Source organism: Aquimarina sp. AU58, assembly GCF_900312745.1.
Taxonomy (GTDB): Bacteria; Bacteroidota; Bacteroidia; order Flavobacteriales; family Flavobacteriaceae; genus Aquimarina; species Aquimarina spinulae.
In genome coordinates this window covers 229,604-256,160 of the sequence record NZ_OMPD01000008.1, presented here as the reverse complement: position 1 = coordinate 256,160, position 26,557 = coordinate 229,604, and the positions used below count along the sequence as shown (strand labels likewise).

At 34.2% G+C, this 26,557-nt stretch carries 25 protein-coding genes and 2 tRNA genes; 15 read left to right on the top strand and 12 right to left on the bottom strand.

Going from position 1 to position 26,557, the window contains the following annotated elements:
• Positions 1–2: 2 nt before the first annotated feature.
• The 7 genes from DK441_RS05525 (at position 3) to DK441_RS05495 (ending at position 7,554) form a co-directional block, all read left to right on the top strand.
• Positions 3–1,490 (top strand): carboxypeptidase regulatory-like domain-containing protein, encoded by a 1,488-nt coding sequence (locus DK441_RS05525; protein ID WP_235015714.1) that lies wholly within the window; start codon positions 3–5, stop codon positions 1,488–1,490.
• Between the two features lie 137 nt (positions 1,491–1,627).
• On the top strand, positions 1,628–2,806 hold the full coding sequence (locus DK441_RS05520) for an AIR synthase related protein (RefSeq protein WP_109097850.1): 1,179 nt from the start codon (positions 1,628–1,630) through the stop codon (positions 2,804–2,806).
• Between the two features lie 63 nt (positions 2,807–2,869).
• The gene (locus DK441_RS05515) at positions 2,870–3,352 is read left to right on the top strand and encodes a DUF1572 domain-containing protein (protein WP_109097849.1); all 483 of its coding nucleotides are present in this window, start codon (positions 2,870–2,872) and stop codon (positions 3,350–3,352) included.
• Positions 3,353–3,423: 71 nt separating this feature from the next.
• Positions 3,424–3,753, top strand: a complete 330-nt coding sequence (locus DK441_RS05510; protein WP_109097848.1) for a cupin domain-containing protein — start codon at positions 3,424–3,426, stop codon at positions 3,751–3,753.
• A gap of 155 nt (positions 3,754–3,908) precedes the next feature.
• Positions 3,909–4,556, top strand: a complete 648-nt coding sequence (locus DK441_RS05505) for a DUF6090 family protein (protein WP_109097847.1) — start codon at positions 3,909–3,911, stop codon at positions 4,554–4,556.
• 170 nt (positions 4,557–4,726) lie between these two features.
• Entirely contained in the window at positions 4,727–5,836 is a 1,110-nt protein-coding gene (locus DK441_RS05500; RefSeq protein ID WP_074408916.1) for a hypothetical protein, read from the top strand.
• 158 nt (positions 5,837–5,994) lie between these two features.
• Complete coding sequence (locus tag DK441_RS05495; RefSeq protein ID WP_109097846.1) at positions 5,995–7,554, top strand: peptide MFS transporter; 1,560 nt, start codon at positions 5,995–5,997, stop codon at positions 7,552–7,554.
• 112 nt (positions 7,555–7,666) lie between these two features.
• On the opposite strand, the gene DK441_RS26450 is transcribed toward DK441_RS05495, so the two are convergent.
• Positions 7,667–7,861 carry a hypothetical protein gene (locus DK441_RS26450; protein WP_160111964.1) on the bottom strand — a complete coding sequence of 65 codons (195 nt, stop codon included), beginning with the start codon at positions 7,859–7,861 and terminating at the stop codon, positions 7,667–7,669.
• Positions 7,862–7,953: 92 nt separating this feature from the next.
• Positions 7,954–8,352, bottom strand: a complete 399-nt coding sequence (locus DK441_RS05490) for a hypothetical protein (protein ID WP_109097845.1) — start codon at positions 8,350–8,352, stop codon at positions 7,954–7,956.
• Positions 8,353–8,502: 150 nt separating this feature from the next.
• On the opposite strand from DK441_RS05490, the gene DK441_RS05485 reads away from it, so the two are divergent.
• From DK441_RS05485 to prfA, 3 genes are all read left to right on the top strand, one after another.
• Positions 8,503–9,327, top strand: coding sequence for a GyrI-like domain-containing protein (locus DK441_RS05485; RefSeq protein ID WP_109097844.1), 825 nt, complete (start codon positions 8,503–8,505; stop codon positions 9,325–9,327).
• Positions 9,328–9,353: 26 nt separating this feature from the next.
• Positions 9,354–11,036, top strand: coding sequence for an amidohydrolase (locus DK441_RS05480; protein ID WP_200822828.1), 1,683 nt, complete (start codon positions 9,354–9,356; stop codon positions 11,034–11,036).
• A 144-nt stretch (positions 11,037–11,180) separates the two neighbouring features.
• Positions 11,181–12,257, top strand: a complete 1,077-nt coding sequence (gene prfA, locus DK441_RS05475; RefSeq protein WP_109097843.1) for a peptide chain release factor 1 — start codon at positions 11,181–11,183, stop codon at positions 12,255–12,257.
• A 67-nt stretch (positions 12,258–12,324) separates the two neighbouring features.
• On the opposite strand, the gene lgt is transcribed toward prfA, so the two are convergent.
• The 4 genes from lgt to folE form a co-directional block, all read right to left on the bottom strand.
• Positions 12,325–13,254, bottom strand: coding sequence for a prolipoprotein diacylglyceryl transferase (gene lgt / locus DK441_RS05470; protein ID WP_109097842.1), 930 nt, complete (start codon positions 13,252–13,254; stop codon positions 12,325–12,327).
• A gap of 117 nt (positions 13,255–13,371) precedes the next feature.
• Positions 13,372–13,626 carry a membrane protein insertion efficiency factor YidD gene (gene yidD / locus DK441_RS05465; RefSeq protein ID WP_025666688.1) on the bottom strand — a complete coding sequence of 85 codons (255 nt, stop codon included), beginning with the start codon at positions 13,624–13,626 and terminating at the stop codon, positions 13,372–13,374.
• Between the two features lie 23 nt (positions 13,627–13,649).
• A complete protein-coding gene (gene cysS, locus DK441_RS05460) occupies positions 13,650–15,146 on the bottom strand; it encodes a cysteine--tRNA ligase (RefSeq protein WP_109097841.1) in 1,497 nt (498 codons plus the stop codon).
• Between the two features lie 38 nt (positions 15,147–15,184).
• Complete coding sequence (folE, locus tag DK441_RS05455; RefSeq protein ID WP_025666690.1) at positions 15,185–15,862, bottom strand: GTP cyclohydrolase I FolE; 678 nt, start codon at positions 15,860–15,862, stop codon at positions 15,185–15,187.
• A gap of 239 nt (positions 15,863–16,101) precedes the next feature.
• Between folE and DK441_RS05450 the strand changes: the two genes are divergently transcribed.
• Complete coding sequence (locus tag DK441_RS05450; RefSeq protein ID WP_160111963.1) at positions 16,102–17,589, top strand: T9SS type B sorting domain-containing protein; 1,488 nt, start codon at positions 16,102–16,104, stop codon at positions 17,587–17,589.
• 71 nt (positions 17,590–17,660) lie between these two features.
• Here the strand turns inward: DK441_RS05450 and DK441_RS05445 are convergent, their stop codons facing one another.
• Both DK441_RS05445 and DK441_RS26445 read right to left on the bottom strand, forming a co-directional pair.
• A complete protein-coding gene (locus DK441_RS05445; protein ID WP_109097839.1) occupies positions 17,661–19,172 on the bottom strand; it encodes an OmpP1/FadL family transporter in 1,512 nt (503 codons plus the stop codon).
• Between the two features lie 97 nt (positions 19,173–19,269).
• Complete coding sequence (locus tag DK441_RS26445; RefSeq protein ID WP_160111962.1) at positions 19,270–20,394, bottom strand: hypothetical protein; 1,125 nt, start codon at positions 20,392–20,394, stop codon at positions 19,270–19,272.
• A 99-nt stretch (positions 20,395–20,493) separates the two neighbouring features.
• Here DK441_RS26445 and proS point away from each other — a divergent pair, with 99 nt between their 5' ends.
• The 4 genes from proS (at position 20,494) to rpsT (ending at position 22,543) form a co-directional block, all read left to right on the top strand.
• Positions 20,494–21,972 carry a proline--tRNA ligase gene (proS, locus tag DK441_RS05430; RefSeq protein ID WP_109097836.1) on the top strand — a complete coding sequence of 493 codons (1,479 nt, stop codon included), beginning with the start codon at positions 20,494–20,496 and terminating at the stop codon, positions 21,970–21,972.
• A gap of 77 nt (positions 21,973–22,049) precedes the next feature.
• Positions 22,050–22,121, top strand: a tRNA-Glu gene (locus DK441_RS05425).
• 67 nt (positions 22,122–22,188) lie between these two features.
• Positions 22,189–22,260 (top strand) — tRNA-Glu (locus tag DK441_RS05420).
• Between the two features lie 34 nt (positions 22,261–22,294).
• A complete protein-coding gene (gene rpsT, locus DK441_RS05415) occupies positions 22,295–22,543 on the top strand; it encodes a 30S ribosomal protein S20 (RefSeq protein ID WP_074408904.1) in 249 nt (82 codons plus the stop codon).
• Positions 22,544–22,636: 93 nt separating this feature from the next.
• Here the strand turns inward: rpsT and DK441_RS05410 are convergent, their stop codons facing one another.
• From DK441_RS05410 to DK441_RS05395, 4 genes are all read right to left on the bottom strand, one after another.
• Complete coding sequence (locus DK441_RS05410; RefSeq protein WP_160111961.1) at positions 22,637–23,116, bottom strand: hypothetical protein; 480 nt, start codon at positions 23,114–23,116, stop codon at positions 22,637–22,639.
• Positions 23,117–23,350: 234 nt separating this feature from the next.
• Complete coding sequence (locus DK441_RS05405) at positions 23,351–24,589, bottom strand: glycosyltransferase (RefSeq protein ID WP_109097834.1); 1,239 nt, start codon at positions 24,587–24,589, stop codon at positions 23,351–23,353.
• Positions 24,590–24,651: 62 nt separating this feature from the next.
• Complete coding sequence (locus tag DK441_RS05400) at positions 24,652–25,428, bottom strand: zinc ribbon domain-containing protein (protein ID WP_109097833.1); 777 nt, start codon at positions 25,426–25,428, stop codon at positions 24,652–24,654.
• 3 nt (positions 25,429–25,431) lie between these two features.
• Positions 25,432–26,526 carry a Nif3-like dinuclear metal center hexameric protein gene (locus tag DK441_RS05395; protein ID WP_109097832.1) on the bottom strand — a complete coding sequence of 365 codons (1,095 nt, stop codon included), beginning with the start codon at positions 26,524–26,526 and terminating at the stop codon, positions 25,432–25,434.
• Between the last annotated feature and the right edge of the window lie 31 nt (positions 26,527–26,557).

The window sequence follows — 26,557 nt, the reverse complement described above, 5'->3', positions numbered from 1 at the left end:
TTGTGAGAAAAATTATCATAAGAATAATAAGTGTTTTTGTAATTTTGGCTACAGCTTCTTGTAGTGAGGATACTATTGATTCTGAGGGTTTAGGATCTGTTAAAGGAAAAGTAGTTAAAAAAGGAACTAACGAACCTTTAGAAAATGTAAAAATATCAACAAATCCTACCTCGAGTACTGTTTTTACAGATAAAGAAGGTGTTTATCATTTAAAAAATGTGCCCTCGGGAGATTATTCTCTTTCGGGTCAGCGAGATGGGCTACTGGCAGTTTTCGAAGCAATTACAGTATTAGCAGATAAAGAACTTGAAATAGTTCTTGAAATGGATATAGCAACAGCTACCAACCGCCCACCAGAAGCTGCAATTTTAGTAACACCAGTAGATAATGCTGTCGATCAGCCATTAGAAGTTAAATTGGTGTGGAGTGCCAAGGATCCTGATAATGATAAACTTACTTACAAGGTGAGTCTAAGGAACGAAGAAAATTCTAATGTAGAAGTTTTTGAAAATATTGCAGATACAACATATACCGTGTCTGGACTTTCCTTTGCTACCAAATATTTTTGGCAGGTAAGCTCTAGTGATGATATCAATGATCCGGTTAATAGTACAACCTTTGCTTTTACGACTGCGGGACCACCAAACAATAGAATTGTGTATACAAAACTAGTTGGCGGCAACAGTGTTATTTATTCTGCAGATGAGAGTGGGGGAACAGAAATAGCGCTTACTTCGGTATCAAAAAATAGTTTTAGACCCAGAAGAAATGCTACAACCAAAAAAATTGCTTTTTTACAATCGGTTGGTTCACAAACTCATTTATTTACAATGAACCAGGATGGTTCACAAATAAAACAAATTACCTCTACAGTTGGAGTTTCTGGATTTAACCTTGAAGAAGTAGATTTTTCGTGGGATGCCAATGGAGCAAAACTGTTATTCCCTAATCAGAATAAACTATATTCTATTAATATAGATGGAAGCGGCTTGAGTTTAATATATCAAACCACTGGTGATTTGATTACCGAAGTAGATAAAAATGAGAACACAGGTATAACTGCTATAAAAACGAATAATTTAGATGGATACGGAGTACAAATTTTTACAATTGATGGAGCTGGAGTGGTCCAAAATACAGTTCTTACAGGTCAAAATGGTGCTGCAGGTAGTATCAATTTGTCTGTAGATGGCACTAAGTTATTATACAGCCGAGATATGTCTGGAGCAGAAAATCCAAATTATCGTCAATTAGATTCTCGTGTGTTTGTCTATGATTTAGGTACTATGGTAAGTACAGATCTATCTACAGATAAAACAGCAGGGACTAATGACCTGGATGCCAGATTTTCACCAAACGAAGCCAGTATAATTTTTGTAAACACTTCGAATGATGGGATTTCTGAAAAAAATATCTTAACTGTGCCCATTGCTGATTTAGATGGAAGAATTACAATATTGCAACAGGCAGCAATGCCCGATTGGGAATAACTTATTTATAATTTTTGACTTGCGAATTATGATGCTTGTATGATGTTAAGTATAGTAATTTAGACTTTATAATTCGTACATCGTAATTCGCAATTCGTAATTAATTAAATTATCTTTGCGCTTTAATTTTCAATATAATGAGTCAAGAAGTAAGTAAACGTTATGCGCAACGTGGTGTTTCTGCGTCTAAAGAAGATGTACATAGTGCGATTAAAAACATTGATAAAGGGCTTTTTCCAAAAGCATTTTGCAAAATTGTACCAGATCATTTAACAGGTGATCAAGAGTATTGTTTGATCATGCATGCCGATGGAGCAGGAACCAAATCTTCTCTGGCATATATGTATTGGAAAGAAACAGGTGATGTTTCTGTATGGAAAGGAATTGCTCAGGATGCATTAATCATGAATATCGATGATTTATTATGTGTGGGAGCAACCGATAATATAATGTTGTCTTCTACTATCGGAAGAAATAAAAACCTGATCCCGGGTGAAGTGATATCTGCAATCATTAACGGAACAGAAGAGTTGCTTAAAGAACTTAAGGATTTTGGAGTTGAAATTCATTCTACAGGTGGAGAAACTGCTGATGTTGGAGATTTGGTACGAACAATTATTGTAGACTCTACAGTAACTGCTCGTATGAAACGTAAAGATGTAATTGATAATGCAAATATAAAAGCAGGTGATGTAATTGTAGGATTGGCTTCTTTTGGACAAGCAAGCTATGAAAAAGAATATAATGGTGGTATGGGAAGCAATGGTTTAACATCTGCCCGTCATGATGTGTTTAGTAAGACGCTTGCAGAAAAATATCCAGAAAGCTTTGATCCTTCTGTACCTTCAGATTTAGTATACTCGGGTAAGACAAGTTTAACCGATGCTGTGAAAGATGCACCTATCGATGCTGGTAAATTAGTATTATCACCTACCAGAACATATGCTCCGATTATCAAAAAAATCTTAGCAAACTTTGATAAAGAAACGATTCATGGAATGGTGCATTGCAGTGGTGGTGCTCAAACTAAGATTCTGCATTTTATAGATAATTTACATATCGTAAAAGATAACCTATTCGATGTACCTCCATTATTTAAATTGATTCAGGAAAACTCTGGAACAGATTGGAAAGAAATGTATCAGGTATTTAATATGGGACATCGTATGGAGTTATATGTTGCTCCAGAAGTGGCAGAAGAAATCATATCAATTTCAAAAAGTTTTAACGTAGATGCCCAAATAGTTGGTCGTGTCGAGGCTTCTGAAGAGAAGAAACTTACAATAAAAAGTGAGTTTGGAACTTATGTTTACTAAGTTACTGGTAACAATTTGGCTAATCAGGGAAGTGAATAAAAATTTATTTAAATCTTAAATAAAATGAAATTAGCAGAATCACTTGCTAATCGTTTGAAAGAAGTTCTCATTGAAGGAAAATGGGTAACGGGAACTAATTTTAAGGAACAAATTTTTGACTTAGACTGGAAAGAAGCAATTCAAAAAGTAGATTCTTTAAATTCTATTGCAGATTTGACATTTCATGTTTGTTATTATATTGCTGGCGTAGCAAAAGTACTTGAAGGTGGTTCTCTTGATATCAAAGACAAATATAGTTTTGACTACCCACCTGTTAGGTCCAATGAAGATTGGAAAAACTTAATAAATAAGTTTTGTTCTGACTCAGAAAAGTTTATTTATCTTGTAGCAAAGATGACCGACAAAGAATTATTTAAAAATTTTGTTGATGAAAAATATGGAGATTACCACAGAAATATAGATGTAATCATTGAGCATACCTATTATCATCTAGGGCAAGTTTTGCTAATAAAAAAACTGATAAAAAACAGGCAGAAAAATATATAAAAAAACTACCAGAAATAAACATCTCCATTAGATTAAGTGCTCGTTTAAGCTATAATAATACTGTGTTACCTATGATAGATATTTCAAAAATTGAAGAAAAAGAGATAATGGAAGGCTTTAAAGGTAGATTTATTCATACCGAATATTCAACCCTTGCCTTTTGGGAAATAAAAAAAGGATCGCTGTTACCATTACACTCTCATATTCATGAACAAACAACACAGGTTTTAGAAGGTAAATTAGAGCTAACAATCGGTGAGGAAACAAATATCTATGAAAAAGGATTTGTTGCTGTAATCCCTCCAAATGTACCCCATAGCGGAATTGCATTGACCAATTGTAGAGTTTTGGATACTTTTAGTCCGGTAAGAGAAGATTATAAAAATTTTGGTGAGGAATAAATTTCTACTACACACTATTTTCGATTAATTCTATGTTGTACGTAGTCGAAATACTCCAGATGACATTTTACAGATAGTATTCTAAATACATAGATCAACTATTATTATAAAAATTAAATCATTACCTTTTACTGAACAATTAATCTGGATGTCAAATGAAAAAAATAAATTGGCAGTATACTTTAGGAGAAATTCTAATCGTTATTGTTGGTATCACTATTGCCTTTAACCTTAATCAATGTGCAGAGGAGAAAAAAGATAAAAATCTTAGAGACACGTATCTAGAAAATTTAAAGATAGATATCCTTGCCGATAAAGAAGAATTAACAAAGAATCTAAAGACATTAGTAAAGTATAAAAAAGAAGCCGAAACTATTGCAAAAGTGCTTAATGATACTACTATAGAAAATTATACAATTACTAAGAAAGTGTTTGCTATTTCTCCGTTGATAGAGTTTACTCCCCAAGACATCACTTATAAAACCTTAGTCAATTCTGGGGATTTCACTCTTTTTAATGACATATCTTTAAAGTCGGCTATTCAGAAACATTATTCTTCAGATTTACAGAGGGTAACTAAAGCTTATGAACGGCAGGAAATCATTCACCGCGAGTATTTGGGAAAGTATTATATATATAACTCAGATTTTGATAAAATGAAAAAAAGGGAGTTCCCTTTTGAAGATGTTCGTTTATTAAAAAGGATTGTTCAAAGTCTTGGAGGAGCATATACTATTCAGATCAGTGCTACCAAAATGGCTATTACACACTGTGATAGTATTTTAAAACTAACAAACCCATAAAACAGAGCGTATATAAATGTTTGAGGAGGGATTGAAATCTTAAAGATGATTTCATAATAACCGCATATTTCTAATCAGTAATACTATATTATTTGATTGTCACATCAAAAGATGAATAGTCTTGTTTTAAATCGAATATGTAATTACCTTTATCGTTCAGATAATCAGATATGTCAGATATTACTAAGTTTTATAGCCTGGCACACATATGTATCGCTTTGATAGGAGGGATATTGTTATTGGCTATATGGTATAATATAAGGAAACGTTTCAGACAGTTTTTAGAAGAAGATGATTCTCAAAAAAGAATAGATAAAGGCTTGTTGTATTTAAGTCTGGCCCTTTTTGTATGGGTGTTTTCTGGAGGTTGGATTTATATGGGTAACCTCTTCTTATTTACAGATACGATTATCTACGACATAGGATATAGCCTTTTTTCGGTGCTGAATACTCTGGTTTTAATAATGGCATTGTTTTACTTTGATTTTGCACCTCAGTTTTTATCAAAAAATAAGAGAAATACTCTTATTCTTATAGGTATAGCAGTAGTGGTGTCTATTGTAACTTTTGCTCTGATTCAAAAGTTTAAAGATACTCCTGTAGTAAATGGAATACGAATTAGTAGTGTGCCAGATTTGATATTTTCTTGCCTACTCACCTGGTTGCTTATTGTTTCATTCTATAGAACATTTATGAATCGAGGGTTAAAGCTGGTAGCGGTAATTTCGGTAGTGGCCTTTTTTCTAATGCTAGTATCGCAAATGCCAGATGTCTTTGTGGTAATGAGCAATGAATTATATGGCCATTTAATAAAGATTATTGCTAAAACAACATTTATTTCCGTTTTTCTGGTATTAGCCACAAGCTGGGTTATTCAATTAGCATTAACACCAAAACCTAGCGAAATGACGATTAAATTTATGGATTGGTCATTGGTCAAAATAACAATCCCATCTAAAGAGATTTATGATAAAACCATAGATTTTGGTTCTAAAACTACACAATACAAAAACTTATTAAGGTTTGCTATAAAACGAAAATATGAAACAGGAGAAGGGCAATATTTAGTAGTGAATTCTGGAGGAGAAATAAAGAGTCAGACCTACTTGAGCAGAATTATAGAAAATATCAATACAATACTTCAATTAGAGCCTATATTACAACTAGAAAGAAAAGATTTGTTCACATTTATGGGACAGGGAAAATACAGACTTCGGGTTATTCCAGAAAATATTAGTATTGATCAAACACTATTAGAAGAGTTTAATAAAACTTCATAAATAGTATCGATCAGATAACTAAATCATAGGTTGTGATTATTTGTAACTACTTGTAAGAGAATAACAATTTAATATAAATTACTATTTTTTAGAACTTTCCTTTTAGTTGTTCATAAACTATTGATGCTTTGTGTTTAAAATAATTTTAAACACATAACATGAGCTCAGATCAAACTGAAGTAAATAGGCAGGAAGTATTCGGACACCCCAAAGGATTATTATATCTATTTTTTGCAGAATTATGGGAACGATTTTCTTTTTATGGTATGAAAGCACTTTTGGTGTTGTACATGACCAAACATCTTCTATATTCTGATGACAAATCGTTTGGAGTAATGGCAGCATATATGTCGCTAGTATATGTTACTCCTATGATTGGTGGTATTATAGCAGATAAATATATTGGATATAGAAAATCAATCATACTTGGAGGAGTTTTGATGGCAGCAGGCCATTTTTTTCTAACGATTGAGACCCCTGTTTTTTTCTATGGATCACTGGCTTTAATAATCGTTGGTAACGGTTTTTTTAAACCCAATATTTCAACAATGGTAGGTACATTGTATAAAGAAGGGGATAGAAGAAGAGATTCTGGATTTACAATTTTTTACCTTGGGATTAATCTGGGAGGAGCTATAGCCCCTTTAATGTGTGCCTGGCTAGCCGAGCTATACGGGTGGCATTATGGATTTCTATTAGCAGGAATAGGAATGTTGGTTGGGCTTATAGTTTTTAAACGAGGAACACAACTAGCTGTTTTCGGAGATAAAGGACTAGTGCCCGATATCAAGAATTATGAAAAGAAAATATATGGACTTAACAAAGGAGATCGAGTATGGTTCTTGGCGTGGTTATCGGTTCCTGTATTTGCGTTAATCGTTAGATTTAATGAGTTTGAGCATTACCTGGTTTGGATTGCAACTTTCTTTTTGATAGGATATATATCCTATATTTTAACAAAAGTATCAATCAAAGAACGAAAAAGATTATTGGTTGCAGTATATTTTACAAGTCTGTATGCTTTGTTTGCAGCAGTATTTGAACAAGCCGGTAGCTCACTTACATTATTTGCAGATAGAAATGTAAATCTTGTTGGTATTAATGCGGCACAAACTAATAGTATTAACTCTACCTGGATAGTAGTATTGGCAATCCCTTTTGCGTTACTATGGACATTTTTGAGTAAGAAAAAAGCAAACCCTAATTCAGCTATCAAATTTGGCTTAGGTATGTTGTTCCTGGGATTGGGGTTTCTAATTTTTGGGATGTCTGCTCAAGAAGTTGATGAATATGCTAGAACACCAATGTTTTATTTGATTTTTGGATACCTTGTTCTAACCGTTGGAGAATTGTTCTTATCCCCTATAGGACTTTCTAAAATAACCGAACTATCACCCGTAAAATATGTTACCTTCATCATGGGAGTTTGGTTTTCGGCAAATTTCTATGGCCATTTTTTTGCAGGAAAAATAGCAAAACTTACCACTGTAAAAGAAGGAGAAGCCAGTATTTTTTCAGAAGGTCTCTCGGGAACTATTAGTGAGGCGATCACGGGATTATCTAATACGCTGGTAGAGGGTAATAATACAGAAGCTTTTCAGCAATTATATTCTTACGTATCTGTATATGCCAATTTTGGAGTCATTACTATGATAATAGGAATAGTTGCTATTCTAATTTCACCAATTATTAAAAAATTAATGACAGGGATACATTAGTAGTTCTAAGTTAAGTTTTGTTTTTAAATTCGCAGAAGTTGTTGCGTTAGAAATATGAAGACCTTCAGGATCATGATCCCGAAGGTCTATTTCGTTATAGAAACATAAGTCATTATGATTTAAAATTAGTAGTAACTTTTGTTTCTGCTTCTGTGTCATCTTCTTTTACATCTACATGTTCAATGATAAGATCATCATCAAACTTTCCATCTTTTTTCTGAAAGAATATAGGAACAGGGAGTAAAGAAGCCATTATAATGAATATGATAAAGGCTAAGCGCCTTAGTATCTTTTTAAATTTTTTCATTTCAGGGAATTAATAATACCCGTTCATTTCTATTGGTAAGAAATAAATAAGTTGTTAATAGATTATTTATAAGCGAATAGGTGGATAAGGTTTTATCCTATAAAATTGAAATGAAAAGCATCTTCTTTACCATTATAAGAAGAATTGTACGAAATATTTATTATTTTATGTTTGTTATACAAACTAATAAAAATGGATTGATCATTTTTGAAAATCCTACTAAGCTTAGTGTGATTTAATGATAGTAAAACCAGATACTTATGGTCGATGTATGAAAAATCCTTACTTTTTTCTGGATCAATTACATCACTAAAAAGAATACTATTTTGAGATGAAGAGAATTCTTCGGGTGAAACCAGTAATTCAATAGTTTCTTTAAAATCAACAGGCTGTGTGTAATTAGAATATCCTCCAACAGAGATTAAAAGAATAAGTATACCTAACCATTTAGGAATAGGAAAACTAAAATATGTACCTGTACGATCTTGCATATCAATACAAATTTACGATTTTTTAATTAGGGTAAGATAATACGATATTACAATGATGATTATGTATAATTGTCAATATAGGACAATACCATAACTTGCTATATTTCATAAATTTGCAATGTGAATAAAAAGGATGTTTATATAAAAAGAATGCAAAGTACAGCTTTGTATTTGCGAAATAATTTCAATACAACTTTTGAGATTAAGAAGCTTGAAGAAGTCTCTAATTTCTCATATCGAAACTTACAACGCATCTTTAAAGGATATTATAAAGAAACCATTGGAGCTTATATTACCAGGCTTAAGGTAGAAAGCGGAGCAAAAATGCTTTTGTATCAAAACCAGACGATATCACAAATAGCAATAAAAGTTGGGTATTCTGATTTACAAGCGTTTAGTAAGGCTTTTAAAAAACATTTTGGAATTTCTCCTCAGGAGTATAAAAGTAAAAAAGAAGACATCTTAACGTCGATAGTAAAGAATACGAAAATAGCAATGAGTTTTTATGAAGAAAAAATAATCAACCTGCCAGAACAAAAGGTTTTTTATAAAACGATTATGGCAGATTATTATAGTGATAAGATTGAAGAAGTTTGGGATGAATTATATGAAGAAGCTGTAAGATTAGAGGTGAATGTATCTACATCAGAAAGTATAGGGATTATTTGGGATGAACCATTAATATCTGAGGCAATTCGATGTAACTATGATGCCTGTTTTACACTATCTCAAAATTGTGATTTTAAAAATAAATTCAGCATAAAAATTTTGCCAGAACAAACATATGCAGTTTTTACGCATTATGGAGCTTACAGTTTATTACAACACACCTACGATAAGATTTTTGGGAATTGGATATTAAATACACAGCATGAGGTATCTGAGTCTCCTTTTTTAGAATTATATAAAGTAAATAGTGTGCATAGTGACGACCCCAAAGAGTATGTAACAGAAATATATATCCCCATAAAATGATAGTATCAAATATTAAAAACAATCAAATGAAACTTATAGCCTTTATTATAACATTAATGGTAAGTGCAAATTCTTGTAATAAAGATGATAATACTATATCTGATCAAGAGCAAGAAGTTAAAGCCTATATCAACGGTACTATTTTTACTGTAAACCCCAAACAGGCATGGGCAGAGGCTATAATTGTTGAAGGAAATAAGATAATCTATGTGGGAAATACAGATAAAGCGCTGGCACAGATAGGTAAAGATACAGAAGTAATAGATCTTAAAGGAGCTACTGTAATACCAGGGATACATGATGTACATATGCACCCATTAGAAGCTTCATCAGAAAATTTTAAGTTTATTTTAAAAGAAGACAATGATCCCGAAAATTATGCACCCACAATTCGTAAAGCTTTACGTGATTTTCCTAATGAAGAATGGCTTTTGGGCTGGGGCGTAGATTTATATACACTTCTTGAAGCAAAACGTTCTCCTATAGATATTTTAGATGATATTAGTAGTACTAAGCCTATTGCAATTATGGAACGTACTTCTCATTCGATTTGGGTAAATTCTAAAGCGCTAGAAATAGCAGGGATAGATAGTAATTCTAAAGACCCATCGGGAGGAATTTATATGAAGGATGAAAACGGTAGCTTTAATGGAATTCTGATAGATAATGCAGGAAATCTTATTTTAGATTTGGCATTAACACCAACTAGTCAAACTAAAGCAAATGATTATAATGGTTTAGTAAATTTTGCATTACCAGAACTGGCTAAAAATGGAATAACCTCTATTTGTGATGCGCGAACCTATTGGAAAAGAGATCATCATACCACATGGAAACAATTAGAAAAAGAAGGAAAACTTACTGCCCGGGTTAATTTAGGATTATGGGCATATCCTATGCAGAATGATGAGTCACAAATATCATTGCTAAAATCATTATATGAAAATGATGGTAATAGTCTTTTAAAAATAAATCAAATCAAGCTATATAGTGATGGGATAGTACATAATACAACAGCAGCAATGCAAGAAGAATATCTAATAGATCTTTTTCAGAAACCAAATAATAACGGGTTGAATTATTTTACCCAAAATCGAATAACAAGTTATATTAAACAATTAGAAAATGTAGGATTTGATTTCCATATTCATGCTATTGGAAATAGAGGAATCAAAGAGTCTTTAAATGCAATAGAAACGGCAAGCAATGGCTCTGGAAGGCATAGAATTACACATGTCGAAATAGTAACCCCATCAGATTTATCACGTTTTTCTCAATTAAATGTTACAGCAGATTGCCAGGTATCAGGTGATTTTACACAACCAAATCATTGGGGTGAGAATGCAGAGCTTATAGGAAAGGAGAATTCGCAAAACCTGGTTCCTATAAAGAGTTTAAAAGAGGCTAATGCCAGAATTACATTAAGTAGTGATTGGGATGTAAGCAGTATCAACCCATTTGTAGGAATGCAAAATGCGGTAACACGTTTTCCGCAAAATATATCCATAGAAGAGGCCGTAAAAGCTTATACACTTAACGGAGCATATGTTATGAGACAGGAGACAGAAGTAGGATCTCTTGAAATAGGGAAGAAAGCAGATTTTGTAGTGCTAAATCAGAATATTTTTTCTATAGATCCTAATAAAATTGCCAATACCAAAGTAGATATGACTGTATTTGATGGAGAGATAATTTTTGAAAGAAAATGAAAACCAAAAACAATAGATATTATGAGGTCAAATCACCTCAAATCAGATACGTGAATAAAATTGATCTGTATTCTTGCTATGCTGTATGAGCTTATGACAAAAAAGCTTACTTTTGTATATTCTACAGATTAGGAAGAATACACTATGATTGATAAATTAAATATTGTAAAGCAACGGTTTGAAGAAGTGACTGATTTAATCATTCAGCCGGATATCATTGCAGATCAAAAAAAGTACATACAGCTTAATAAAGAATACAAAGATCTTAAAGCACTTATGGATGTGAGAGATTCTTATATTGAACTCACTAATAATCTAAAAGAGGCAGAAGAAATTATTGCTGATGGTAGTGATGCAGAGATGGTAGAAATGGCCAAAATGCAGCTAGAAGAGGCTAAAGAAGAATTACCTGGTTTGGAAGAAAAAATTCGCTTTATGCTTGTGCCAAAAGACCCCGAAGATGCTAAGAACTGTGTGGTAGAAATTCGTGCAGGAACAGGAGGGGACGAAGCGAGTATTTTTGCAGGAGATTTATTTAGAATGTATACTAAATATTGCGAAGGTAGAGGATGGGGTACTAGTGTTGTAGATCTTAATGAAGGAACCAGTGGTGGTTATAAAGAAATTATTTTCGAAGTTAATGGTGAAGATGTTTATGGGACATTAAAGTTTGAAGCAGGAGTACATCGTGTACAGCGAGTTCCTCAGACCGAAACACAAGGTCGAGTACATACCAGTGCTGCCACCGTAATGGTTTTACCTGAAGCAGAAGAATTTGATATCGAACTCGATATGCAAGAAGTGCGTATAGAACGTACTACTTCTACAGGACCAGGAGGGCAGTCTGTAAATACTACATATTCGGCAATTAAGTTACATCATGAGCCAACAGGAATGATTGTAAGTTGCCAGGATCAGAAATCATCACATAAGAACCTCGAAAAAGCATTAAAAGTATTGCGATCTCGATTGTATGATATGGAATTGGAGAAGAAACAAGCAGCAGATTCTGAGAAACGTAAAAGTATGGTTTCATCCGGAGATCGTTCTGCAAAAATTAGAACCTATAACTATCCGCAAGGTAGGGTAACGGATCACCGTATTGGTTTAACTCTATATGACTTAGGTAATATTATAGATGGAGATATTCAGAAAATTATAGATGAACTTCAATTGGTAGCAAATACAGAAAAACTAAAAGAATCTAACGAGATTTTTTAAAAATAAAACTGAACGCATAAAAAAAGCCGATGTATTTTACATCGGCTTTTTTTATGCTATTTTCTATTTAATTAACTTCTGTTTTCTTTCGGGATCGTATTACAAAATACAAGCCAATAATAATAAAAGGGATACTAAGCCATTGACCTGTTGATAGTAAACCTAAGGCACTTTCAAAACCTCCCTGGCTTGATTTAACATATTCTACAATAAAGCGTACTGTAAATATTAGAATTAAATACATTCCGAAAAGAAATCCACTGTTTTTTCGTTTATCAGTTTTCCAATAGATTAACCATAGGATAATAGATACAAATATATATCCAAAAGCTTCATATAATTGAGCTGGATGACGATACGGAATAGCTTCTAGTAAGTTGGAGAATTTAGGATTTTCTACGATTGCAGAATACGCTTTATTAACGCTATCCATTCCGGTTTCTTTTAAAGCCTCTCTTTTACTTATACCATCACGTATAAACTTTACTCCAAAAAAAGAATCTCCAGATTCTTTTCCAATAATCTCAGAGTTAAAGAAATTACCTAATCGAACAAAAATACCTCCAAATGCTGCAGGAATAGTAACTCTATCTAAAACCCAAAGCGGATGTTTGTGTAAGACTTTTTTAGAGTAATAATACATTGCAATTATAAAAGCAATAGCAGCTCCATGACTCGCTAATCCTTGAAAACCTATAAATTCGAATGCTGGTTTAAACCTGAAAGGCAAAAGAATTTCTAAAAGATTGTTTTTGTAATAATCCCAGTCATAAAAAAATACATGTCCTAACCTGGCGCCTAATAATGTACCGATAACAGCATATATAAATACAGAATCTAGTTTTTCCATAGAGACATTCTCTCGGATATAGATTTTTTTCATTAGGTACCATCCTAGTGTAAAGGCAATTACAAACATTAAGCTATAAAAACGAATAACAAAAAAGCCGAGATCTATTCCCTCAACTGGATTCCAGGTAATTTTTGTAAATATCATGCGTGAGTTTTATTTTTCAAAAGTAAATATAGGTATTTATATGAGAAACGTATTACATATTCATATATTGAAAAAATGACCATACGTTTTATAAATACAATTATTATGAAAGGATCTTTATTGTTCACTTTTCACAGATTCATTCTCAACATCAGGAACCGGATCATAGCCACTACCTCCCCAGGGGTGACAACTAAAAATACGCTTAATTGAAAGCATTCCTCCTTTAAAAAGCCCATGTTTTTGTAACGCTTCAAGAGTATAATGCGAACAAGTAGGCTGATAACGGCAGGTAGCAGGAGTTAATGGTGATATTAGGTTTTGATACAGCTTAACCAATACCACAAATGGAAATATTAAAATTTGTTTTATGGTCGTCTTAAAAGCCAAAATAGTTAATTTAATGAAAAGCTAGTGCCATCCCTGCCATCCTTAAGTTGAATGCCAATTTCTATAAGTTCATCTCTAATTTTATCACTAGTGGCAAAATCTTTATTAGCTCTTGCTTCTGCTCTTAAGTTAATCAATAATTCTACCGCTCCAGAAAGCTTATCACTTATATCCGAAGCAGTTTCATTTATATTCACTAATCCAAGAACATCAAATACAAAACCATGTATGGTTTTACGTAATAATTCAAGATCTATAGCAGAAATTGTAGCCTTTTGTTCTTTAATTGTATTAATAAACTTAACAGCATCAAATAATTTAGCAATTAGGATAGGGCTGTTAAAATCATCGTTCATTGCATCATAGCATTCTTGCCTCCAGTTTTGCACATTAAACCCTTCGGTGGTCGAGCTAGTGGATAGCGTATCGATAGTTTGTATTGCATCTATTAATCTGTAAAATCCCTTTTCTGAAGCTTCTAACGCATCGTTAGAAAAATCCAAGATACTTCTGTAATGTGCCTGAAGCATAAAAAATCGAACAATGGTAGGGTCAAATGGCTTATTTAAAAAGTCATTATTGCCCGAAAATAATTCTCCCGGAGATATAGTATTTCCAGTTGATTTAGACATTTTTTTACCATTAAGAGTAAGCATATTAGCATGCATCCAATAATTTACAGGAGTTTGACCACAAGCGGCTTCTCCCTGTGCAATTTCACATTCGTGATGAGGAAATTTTAAATCCATTCCTCCTCCATGAATATCGAATCGCTCGCCTAAGTATTTGGTGCTCATCACAGTACACTCCAGGTGCCAACCAGGGAAACCATCACTCCATGGAGATGGCCAGCGCATAATGTGTTGAGGTTCTGCTTTTTTCCAAAGCGCAAAATCCTGGGGGTTCTTTTTGTCACTTTGAGCAGATAATTCCCGGGTATTTGCAATCATATCCTCGAGGTTACGCCCGCTTAACTTTCCGTAATCGTTAGTTTCATTAAATTTCTGAACATCAAAATAAATAGAACCATTTGATTCGTATGCAAAACCATTATCGATAATCGTTTTGATAATTTCAATTTGTTCTACGATATGTCCAGTAGCCGTGGGTTCTATACTTGGCGGTATTGCATTGAATTTGGACATAACATGATGAAAATCTAAAGTATATCGCTGTACGATTTCCATAGGTTCTAATTCCTCTAATCGCGCCTTTTTGGCCACTTTATCCTCGCCTTCGTCTGCATCGTTTTCAAGATGACCGGCATCGGTAATATTTCTAACATAGCGAACTTTATACTCCAGATGTCTTAGGTACCTAAATACCAGGTCAAAAGAAATAAATGTACGACAGTTTCCTAAGTGTACATTGCTATAAACTGTAGGTCCACACACATACATTCCTATATTACCCTCTGTAATAGATTTAAATGTTTCTTTTTGACCTGAAATAGAATTATAAATTTTTAATTCCTGAGTTTTATACAACGAAGTTGCTGCCATGATGTAGAGTGATGCTTATGATTTTGTTGAAAATAAAATTAAAAGGTAGTATCTAATTTGATGTAATCTAAAAATTCTCTTTTTACAGATTGCTCTTTAAATTTACCACCGAACTCACTAGTAACGGTACTGCTTTCTATGTCTCTGATTCCTCGAGAATTTACACATAAATGCTTTGCGTCGATAACACAAGCCACATCCTTTGTTCCCAGAACTACTTGTAAATCTTGAACGATTTGCATGGTTAGGCGTTCCTGTACTTGCGGACGTTTTGCATAATAATCAACAATACGATTCATTTTGGATAATCCAACTACGGTGCCATTAGAAATATATGCCACATGAGCCCGACCAACAATTGGAAGTAAATGATGCTCGCAAGTAGAATATACAGTAATATTTTTCTCTACCAGCATCTCTCCGTATTTATAATGATTGTCAAATGTAGAGGCATCTGGTTTTCTTTGAGGATGAAGGCCTGAAAAAATCTCATTTACAAACATTTTTGCTACACGTTGAGGAGTACCTTTAAGACTGTCATCTGTTAGATCTAGTCCCAAAGTTTCCATAATATGTTTTACATCTTCTTTAATCAAAGCAATTTTTTCGGCATCACTAAGTTTAAAGGCATCTTCTCTAAGAGGAGTGGTAGCGCTAGTAGCTACATGATTATCACCTAGCGCTTCAATAGCTTCGAGGGCCTTGTCAATTTTCACACTTCAAAATTTTATAATTTATCAAAATTCTCACTTTTTTGTTTTTTTGTAACATAAATAGAATCGTATTAACGAATACCTTCTATATTATGGTGTGCAAAGATACGATTTTGTTGTTTTACTTAGTAAAAGCTATGTTAAACAATTGTAGATATTAGTTTTCTTGGAGAAGTTCTGTATATTTAAGTCCCAAATTGAACTGTAACACACGAAAAATAAAGTTTTAACGTTATATGAAAATGGCAAAAGGATTACCTCAAATTTTGTTGCTTTTTAGCATTCTTGTTTTTAAAAGTACACTTTTTTATGCTCAGGACTTTGATGTAGCTTGTAGAGCTGCTCAGCCTTTTTGTTCTGATGCTTCTTTAGAATTGACTTTCCCTAATGTAACTGGTGATATGGATGGCCTTGGTGAAGTAGGTTGTTTAAATACTACTCCTAACCCGGCATGGTACTTTATTCGTATTGATCAACCAGGAGAATTGATTTTTGATATTCAACAGTGGGTCGATAGCAATGATAATAGTAATTTAGACAGAGGAGAAAGGCAGCTTGATGTAGATTTTATTGCCTGGGGACCTTTTCCTACTTCATTTGTGAATTGTGATATTCTTTCTCAGGGATGTGATAATAATGGGGATGGAGATAATATACGTCCTGCAGAATGTGTAAATAATGTCGATGATCCTGATTATTATGTTAATAATATGGATAATACTAATATCATTGACTGTAGTTATGCAAGAACGCCGGATGATGATATTTATATAGAAACACTAACAATACCTAATGCTCAATCTGGCGAGTACTACATTATTCTAATTACTAATTTTGCAGATGAGGCAGGGGTTATTCAACTTCAGCAAACCAATCTTAACGAAGATAATGCAGGAACTACAGATTGCAGTATTTTAGAACCCGGTGTAGGGCCTGATATTGCTACATGTGGTGAATTTCCGATTACTATAGAAGGAAGGTTTCCCAGAGCTGTAACGTATCAATGGGCAAGAGCAGATGTAGGAACTACTAATTTTGTAAATGTTCCGGGGCCTCCTGGGGTAATACCATTTTTAGAAGTTACTACAGAAGGAGTGTATCAATTAAGAGGTTTTGATGAAACGGGAGCAGAGGTTCCTGATTCTCCTGATGATTTAGTGGTTCTGGATGTTTCTGATGCTGTTGTTTCTGTGGGATATTCTATTGCAGAAGAATCTTTTGCAGGGGGGTATACTATTACGGCAGAAGTAGTTGCTGCTCCTGATGTAGAAGCTGCAGGGTTTGATGATTTTGAGTATAGACTCGACCGGGATATAGGAAATGGCTTTTTAGAATATAGACCTTTTCAGTCTTCGCCAATATTTACTAATGTTCCACCAGGAGATTATTTTATCACAGCCAGATATGCGAACTGCCCCGCTAGTGAAGAAATATCTGATGTTATTATGATTTTAGGATACCCTAAATATTTTACACCAAATGGAGATGGTTTTCATGATACCTGGAGCCTGATTAATATCGAAGGCCAACCTGCAGCTCTAATCTATATATTTGATAGATATGGTAAGTTGTTAAAACAACTAAGAGCAGGTGGGCCAGGATGGGATGGTACCTATAACGGAAAAAATATGCCTTCTTCAGATTATTGGTTTAGAGTAGAATTTAATGAGCCCAGAGATCCGAATATGCGACGGAGAGTTTTTGCAGGTAATTTTTCATTAATACGATAAAATACTTTTATACAAAAAAACCGAGATCATAACATCTCGGTTTTTTTGTATGATAAACACTATATACTATTCTAGAAATTCATGCCAAAAGTAAATGTAAGATTTCGCATGTGACTATCTACAAGAGCTGCATTATTAAAACCAGAATTAGGATAAAATTGCTCGGTACGTTCTTGTTCACTGTAATCATAAGCAATGTCAATTTTAAATTTTCCAAAAGAATACCCCGTTCCAAGAGAATACCCTATTTTTTCTCCAAGGATCAAATCATTTTTATAAGGGCTTTCTTCAAAACGATATCCACCTCTAATGCTCCAGTTTTCAACTCTCCATTCGGTACCAATTCTTATACTAGAGGCACCTTGTAAATTGTCGTTAATTTCTCTGTTTAGATTAGAGAAGCTAATGTTTTCGTCAGAGCTTAGTTTTGTTGTAGAATAATCTTTGTAAGAGTAATCAAGACTGATTAATCCATGTTGTTTGAATAATACAGCAATACTACCTGTGGCTTTTGCGGGTGTGCGTAATTTATATTCTGGGAAAACATTAATAACATCGGGATCAACAATGGATCTTCCATCTATATCACTAAATGTTTCCAGGCGCTGAGTGGTCTCTTCTTCAATATAGTACCAGGTAGGAGATTCAAAAGAAGCTCCTAAGCGGATCATTTCAGATACCTTTGCAATACCTCCAACTTGAGCAGAAAACCCTCCACCGGTGGTAGATAGTTTATTGGTAAATGTTACTTCATTAACATTGCTGCCTGCATTGTTATTTCCTTCAAAAAACTCAGTAACTCTGTCGTAATTAATAAAATGAGAGTTGATATTAAATCCTACATAAAAAACTTGATTAATTTGTGCACCTCCATTTAAAGTGAATTTTCCATTTAAACCTGTACTTTCATAATAGTATTCCTGATCAAAAACACCAGATGCAATATTCGAAAAATAAGAAGTGTTATTGGGATTATCAACATCGGTTGCTTCTATAACAAAAGCTTCGCGACCTAGGAATGCTTGCTGAGCAGCATACCCTTCAGATTCTCCAAGAAAACTATAAAGCTGGTCTATAGATTCTCCCGATCTTCTCGAAATCAAATCCAGAGGCAGTCCTTGTGCTTCGGCAAGAAAAAAGTTGTCGATAGAATTAGAACTTCTCCCAAAAACAGTAAATTCATTAGCATTATTTGCAGTCTGATCATACGCTAACCCTAATGAAAGTTTATTAATGATTGCATCATCACTGTAATGATCGAAAATAAAAACGGCTCCTACTTGATTAAAATTTAAATTTCTAGAATCACGATTGGTTAAACGATCGGAGTAGTTTACATCGTTATCAATATGACTTGTAGAAAGGGTAACCGATCCATGAGAATTTAAAAAAACGGCTGACCCGGCTGGGTTAATTTGCAGTGCAGATAAATCTCCTCCCAAGGCGCCAAAAGCACCACTCATGGCTCTGTAGCGTGCAGTACCAAGAATATCTTGTTGTGAATAACGTAATGCATCAGTAATATCTTGAGCACTCAAAAAAGACATAGATAGTATACCTATGAATAAGAATAGCTTTTTCATCAATTTTTTAAATTTTGAATTACAGAATACCTCAAAAATAAGTAAGATATTCGGGAAAGTTATCTAACAATTGTTTATATGGTTTGAATTAAGTTTTTTAATTTCTTCCGCGACTTCTGGATCTGCTGCCACTACGACTTCCGCTACTTCTGGATCTGCTGCTGCTTCCTGATCGTGAATACCCACTACTACGAGGCGCACTACTTCTTGAATACCCAGAACTTCTGCTTCTTGAAGAATTATTCGACGGAGGAGTGTATCCTCTACTTCTGGTTGAAGAATTACTTCTGGATCTTGTCGTTGTCGCTGGTCTAGTGTATCTTGTTGAATTACTTCTGCCTACCGAAGAGGATCGTGAACGAGAATATGTATTATTTGAAGATCTGGATCTGTTATAATAGTTGTCTGTTGAAGATCGTGTTCTTCTTGCGGCATCAACTCTTCTATTGCTGTATCCTTGTCTGCTTCTGCTGCTGTAAGTTGAAGATCTTCGTGACCTTGTGTTGTATTTTGAATTATTATATGCTCTGCGACTTCTGGTAGAATAAGCATACGAGTTTCTTGCACTCCTGTTGTATGCTCTATAACGAGATCTTCCATAGTATGGATATCTATTGTAATAAGGGCGGTAATATCCTCTGTAATATCCGGCATAACCTCCATAATAGTAAGGAGGACAGTAATAACCACCATACCAGTAAGGGTTACCCCAGCCAAATCCCCATCCAGGACTATTCCATCCCCATCCGGCGTTCCATCCCCATCCATTGCCGTACCATCCATTCCATCCATTCCATCCATTATTCCATCCCCATCCAGAGCCCCAGTTATTCCAACCGGTATTGTAAAGATTAACGCTGATTTCTGTAGGATTGCTGCCCCATGCTGGTTGTCCAACTTCATAATTTAATGCAGTAGCAGTGGTATCTGCAGCATCATAACCTTCGCTAGAATAAGAATCAATATCGGTAAAAATTGCATCTTCCTCAATTGCAGTATCGATTTGTGCAGATTTTTCAGAAAAATAACTAGAATAATAATTAGATTTTTTATCTGTATTATTAGGTTGGGTCTCAATGTTTTTTTGGCTTCCTGCGTCACTATAAATACCATCTCTGTAAGGAGTATATTCATATGAGCCACAAGATGTCAACATAAGGATGGCAGCCAATAGTAAAAAACCTAAAGCTCCACTTTTCTGAAAATAATTTTTAAGTCGCATATCTTCTTATTTTATTGTTGAACATTACAAATTTAGTTAGTTTTGCGCTAACTAAATTATATTTAACAGAGCCACAACATTTGTGCCAAATAGGAGTTTATGAGTAAGAATTTAACAAAGCGTAGCGAAGATTATTCAAAATGGTATAACGAATTGGTCGTTAAGGCCGATCTAGCCGAGAATTCGGCAGTAAGAGGATGTATGGTGATCAAACCATATGGATATGCTATTTGGGAAAAAATGCAGGCAGAATTAGATAAAAAATTTAAAGAAACAGGGCATCAAAACGCGTATTTTCCATTATTTGTGCCTAAAAGTTTATTCGAAGCAGAAGAAAAAAATGCCGAAGGATTTGCAAAAGAGTGTGCAGTAGTTACTCATTATAGATTAAAAACTGACCCAGAAGATAGTTCTAAACTAATTGTGGATCCTAAAGCTAAGTTAGAAGAAGAGTTGATTGTACGCCCAACTTCTGAAGCTATTATTTGGAATACATATAAAGGATGGATACAATCATATAGAGATTTACCTTTGTTAGTAAATCAATGGGCTAATGTAGTGCGATGGGAAATGCGTACCAGGCTATTTCTTCGAACTGCAGAGTTTTTATGGCAAGAAGGGCATACGGCCCATGCTACAAGACAAGAAGCAATTGCTGAGACAGAGCAAATGAATAATGTATATGCGGATTTTGCAGAGCAATTTATGGCTATTCCTGTAATAAGAGGAAGAAAAACAGAGAGTGAGCGTTTTGCTGGAGCAGAAGATACATATTGTATTGAAGCGCTAATGCAAGATGGAAAAGCTTTGCAGGCTGGTACTTCGCATTTCCTGGGGCAGAATTTTGCAAAAGCATTTGATGTAAAATTTACGTCAAAAGAAGGTAAATTAGACTACGTATGGGCTACTTCATGGGGAGTTTCGACTCGTTTGATGGGTGCTTTAATTATGACTCATAGCGATGATAATGGTTTGGTACTACCACCTAATTTGGCTCCTGTTCAAGTAGTAATTGTTCCTATATATAAAGGAGAAGAGCAATTAAATCAAATTTCTAAAGTTGCTAATGAGTTGGTTGCTGATTTAAGATCTAAAGGAATTTCTGTTAAATTTGATAATAGAGATACACATAGGCCTGGAGCTAAATTTGCTCAGTATGAACTACAGGGAGTTCCTCTTAGAATTGCAATTGGACCTAAGGATTTAGAAAAAGGAACTGTAGAACTTGCTCGCCGTGATACACTAACAAAACAATTTGTTGCTAAAGATGAGGTTGTTGTAACAATAGAGTCATTACTTGTAGAGATTCAGGAAAGTTTGCATCAAAAAGCAACTCAATATAGGGATGAACATATCACAGAAGTAAATTCTTTTGATGAGTTTAAAGATGTTTTAGAGAATAAAGGAGGGTTTATTTCGGCACATTGGGATGGTTCTGCAGAGACAGAGCAAAAGATAAAGGAGCTTACTAAAGCTACAATACGATGTATTCCTTTTGACGCAAAAGAAGAGGAGGGGAGCTGTGTTTATAGTGATAATCCATCAAAAATGAGAGTGTTATTTGCTAAGGCTTATTAAGGGTTTTAGAAAAAAATAAAATAACACTTGCAGCATTAAAAAATAGTTGTATTTTTGCATCCGCAATTAGACAACATGGCCCGTTCGTCTATCGGCTAGGACGCCAGGTTTTCATCCTGGTAAGAGGGGTTCGATTCCCCTACGGGCTACAATAATGAAATTAATTGCAAATTTAAAGTGAAAGCTATAAATTTGCAATCCTTGAAAAGGGAAAATGGCCCGTTCGTCTATCGGCTAGGACGCCAGGTTTTCATCCTGGTAAGAGGGGTTCGATTCCCCTACGGGCTACAAATTTTATAGTAAGAAATTTAATAGAAGAGAGATGGCAAATCATAAGTCAGCATTAAAAAGAATCAGAAGTAACGAGGCAAAACGTCTTAGAAACAGGTATCAGCATAAAACTACACGTAATGCTATAAAAAAATTACGTGAGTCTGATAAGAAAGAAGCAGAGACTTTGTTTCCTACAGTTGTTTCTATGCTTGATAAGTTAGCTAAGAATAATGTTATTCATAAGAATAAAGCTGCTAACTTGAAATCACAATTAGCAAAACACGTAGCTGCACTTTAAGTAGCAGTACTTTTATTATAATATTAAAATCAGGAGTGATACGTCATGGTATAACTCCTGATTTTTTATTTTAGAATTATTGTTTTTAGAAGTTTAGAGAATAATTACAATAACAAGCCCATTAGAACAGACAATAATGATGATTATTGTTACTCTTCTGCCTTCATGTGTAACTCCTTCAAAAATAGTTACAGGTTCGTTTTTATATTCGTGATGTACCTGAATTACTTCTCCGTTTATTCGATGTTCGGCTAGTCCAATTCCAGAAAATTGTCTTTCGGTGATTCTGTAATCAGCAAAATCATCTTTTTTGAGATTAGCTTTTTCTAAAAATGTTTCTAAGCTAATTTCTGTACCTCTACGCTCCATAGGGTATTCATCTGCTCGTATAACACCATATTTTTCGTGATAATCGAGTTTAATATCATCAGGTATTTCGGATCTCTTGATTCCGGTGATATCTTCCTGGGTAATTGCTTCCTGAGTTTCGATTGTAGTGCTAACTTCTTTTTCACAAGAGGAGAATAGTAGTAACATAAAACTCGTCAAGATGGTTAGTGTGAATTTTTTCATAAGGTTTTAAGATTTGTACTAGTTTCGATCGAATCTATATAGTAATAGAAACCAGTACTAGTTGTTCGTACTCTATTAAAGGATTTTCTGATTCCTCCTAAAATTAATTTTGTTGGTAAAGTAAAATTAGAGATATTTTTATTCTAATAAAAGGGGGATTTCCCCTATTTTTAAATTTTATCAATTGATTTGCAGTGGGTTATGTAAGTGAAGTTATTTTGTAATGCGAGCTCACTAGGCTTTGTTTTTTTCTTCTATCCATCTAGACATGAATTCGGTGCTTCGTAGCGTATGATGCTGTAGTATGCTACCGATAAAGTTTTTGGTACGATGTTTATTAAGGTTTTTTTGAAGTTTAGAAACCCGATCGAGAAATGGGATGCAGAACTTTTCTTTTTGAAATCGTGTATTTATAATCTCTATTCCGTTTTGTTGTGATTGTTGCCAGAGGCTTTCGTTATTATATAATCTTATGGCTGCTTTGGCAAATTTTGAAGGGTCATCGATAACAAAACCGTTCCAATCGGCTTCTTCATCGAGCATTCCTTCCGCTCCGATAGAGGTGGTTACGCTTGGTGTGCCACAAAGCATGGCCTCTGTGAGTTTTCCTTTAATTCCCGCTCCAAATCGTAAAGGGGCAAGGCAAACACGAGCTTTCGACATTATTTCTGTTGCACTTTTTGCCCATCCTTTAATATAAAATCCTTCTTCTGGATTGTGTAGCTGTGTTGCTTTAGGAGGGGGGTATGATCCGTAGATGTGCAATTCTGTTTCTGGAAGCTCTTTTCTGATTAATGGCCAAATGACTTCTTTAAGGTATAACACGCTATTCCAATTTGGTTCATGGCGAAAATTTCCTATAGTAACAAAGTGTTTTCTGTTTTTGTACTCTGGCCATGTTTTTTTTATCTCTGCAGTAATGGGGTCAAGTAGAAAAGGTAAATAGAATAATAAGTCTTCATTTATTTTAAAGATCTCCTTAAGAAGTTTTATTTCAAAATCAGAAATAATTAGGGATAGGTCGCATCGATATATACTTGAAATCTCTCGTTTTGTAATGTCGCCACATAAAAGAGCGTCATTGTTAAAAGTTGTATTGCTTTTAAATGATTCTTGCCGGGTTTTTCTAAGACTATGTAGGTCTTCTGTGTTTAATATTTTTAAAGCATTAGGGCAATATTTTGTGACTCTCCATCCGAACTGTTCTTCAGTCATAAATCGATCAAACATCACTATGTCTGGTTGTAGTTTTTTGATAAAATCATCAAAACTAGAATTGTTAAGCTCTATTGTTGCTTTAGTGATATTTGTGTTTTCGAGATCTACCATGTGCTCTGTTTCTACTGCAGGGCTGGCAAAGGTGATCCCCCAGTTTTGAGCCTCGAATAGTGCTATAAGCTGCATCATTCTGCTTCCTGCTGCCGAAGAATTGGGTTCTGGCCAAACAAAGCCTATGATGAGGATGTGATTCATTGTTTGTGCAATCAAAAAAGCCTCAGTAAAACTGAGGCTATATGTTGTTTAACTATTATTTATTATAGTTTTGCAAAAAGTGCATTCATTTTTTCTTTTTCTTCTTTTGCAAGTTCTTGGTCGACTAAAATTCGACCACTGTGTTCATCTGTGATGATTTTCTTGCGAGAAGCAATTTCCATCTGTACTTGCGGCGGAATGGTAAAGAATGACCCTCCAGAAGCGCCACGTTCAATTGGTACAACAGCAAGCCCGTTTTTTACATTGCTACGTATTCTTTTGTAAGCATTGATTAAACGTTCTTCGATCTCTTTTTGGTAATCTTCAGACTTAGAAATTAAAGCTTGCTCTTCTTTTTCAGTTTCAGCTAAAATAGCATCAAGTTCTCCTTTTTTGTGAGAAAGGTGAGAGTTACGCTCTCCAAGTTTTGTTTTGGTCTGATCGATGATCTCATTTTTTTGAATAATCTGAGCTTTGTGTTCCTTGATATGTTTTTCTGCTAATTGAATTTCTAATTCCTGAAATTCAACTTCTTTACTAAGTGAATTGTATTCGCGATTATTACGAACATTTTTTTGTTGCTCTCCGTATTTTTTGATTAGTGCTTTAGCTTCTTCAATTAGGTTTTTCTTGTTACTAATACCTTCGGCGATAGTTTCAAGATCATTGTTTAGCTTTTCTAATCTTTTGTTTAATCCGGCTACTTCATCTTCAAGATCTTCAACCTCTAAAGGTAATTCTCCGCGTACGTTTCTGATCTCATCAACTCTAGAGTCTATTAATTGCAAGTCATATAGTGCTCTTAATTTTTGCTCAACAGTAACTTCTTTCTTTGCCATATTTTATATGTATTGAATAGGATTGGTGTTTTTATCCGATAAAATGATTGCAAAATTACTGATTTTTTTTCTAAGATAACTAACAATTAGGTTTTTTGTGTATTGTTCGCTCTCATAGTGACCAATATCGGCTAATATTAACCTTCCTTCGGCTTCATAAAATTGATGATATTTTAGGTCTGAAGTGATAAAAATATCTGCACCTGCTCGATGTGCATTAGCAATAGCGAAACTACCGCTACCACCAAGAACAGCTACTTTTTTGATAGGTTTGTTTAGTAATGCCGAGTGTCGTACACATCCAGTTTTGAAAATATTTTTGATGTGTTTTAAAAAATCAAGCTCTTCTACCGGGTTTGACAGCTCCCCAATCATACCCATCCCAATATTTTGATTTTTATTTTCAAGAGTGGTAATTTCATAGGCTACTTCTTCATAAGAATGATTCTCAAAAAGAGTTTTAAGGACTTTACCTTCACAATGTTTGGGGTATGTAACTTGAATCTGAGTTTCTTTTTCGTGATGTGTTTTTCCGATTTCACCAATTGATGGGTTTGCAGTATCAGAGGCTCTAAATGTTCCTGTTCCTTCAGAAGAAAAACTACAATTGTCGTAATTACCAATGCTTCCTGCTCCGGCTTCGAATAGTTTGTTGCGTAATACTTCAGCTTCAGCAGTAGGAGCGAAGGTGACTAATTTCTTTATATTTCCGCTTTGCGGGATAAGAATTTTGCGATTCAGAAGTCCTAACTGCTCGCATATCATATTATTTACCCCGTGTATTGCATTGTCTAGAGCTGTATGAATAGCAAAAATGGCAATATCATTTTTAATAGCTTTCATTACTACTCGCTCTACATAGTTACTGCCATTAAATTTTTTGAGTCCCTTAAATACGATGGGGTGAAAACTTATAATGAGATTACAGTTGTTTTCTATTGCTTCATCTACTATGTTTTCGAGAGTATCCAGGGTTACCAGAACCCCCGTTACTACGGTTTCACGGCTACCAACCAATAAACCAACATTATCAAAATCCTCTGCATATGCGATTGGAGCTAAAGTTTCAAGATGCTGTATAACCTCTTTTATTTGCATTATAATATGTTTTTGAATAAAAATTGAATGT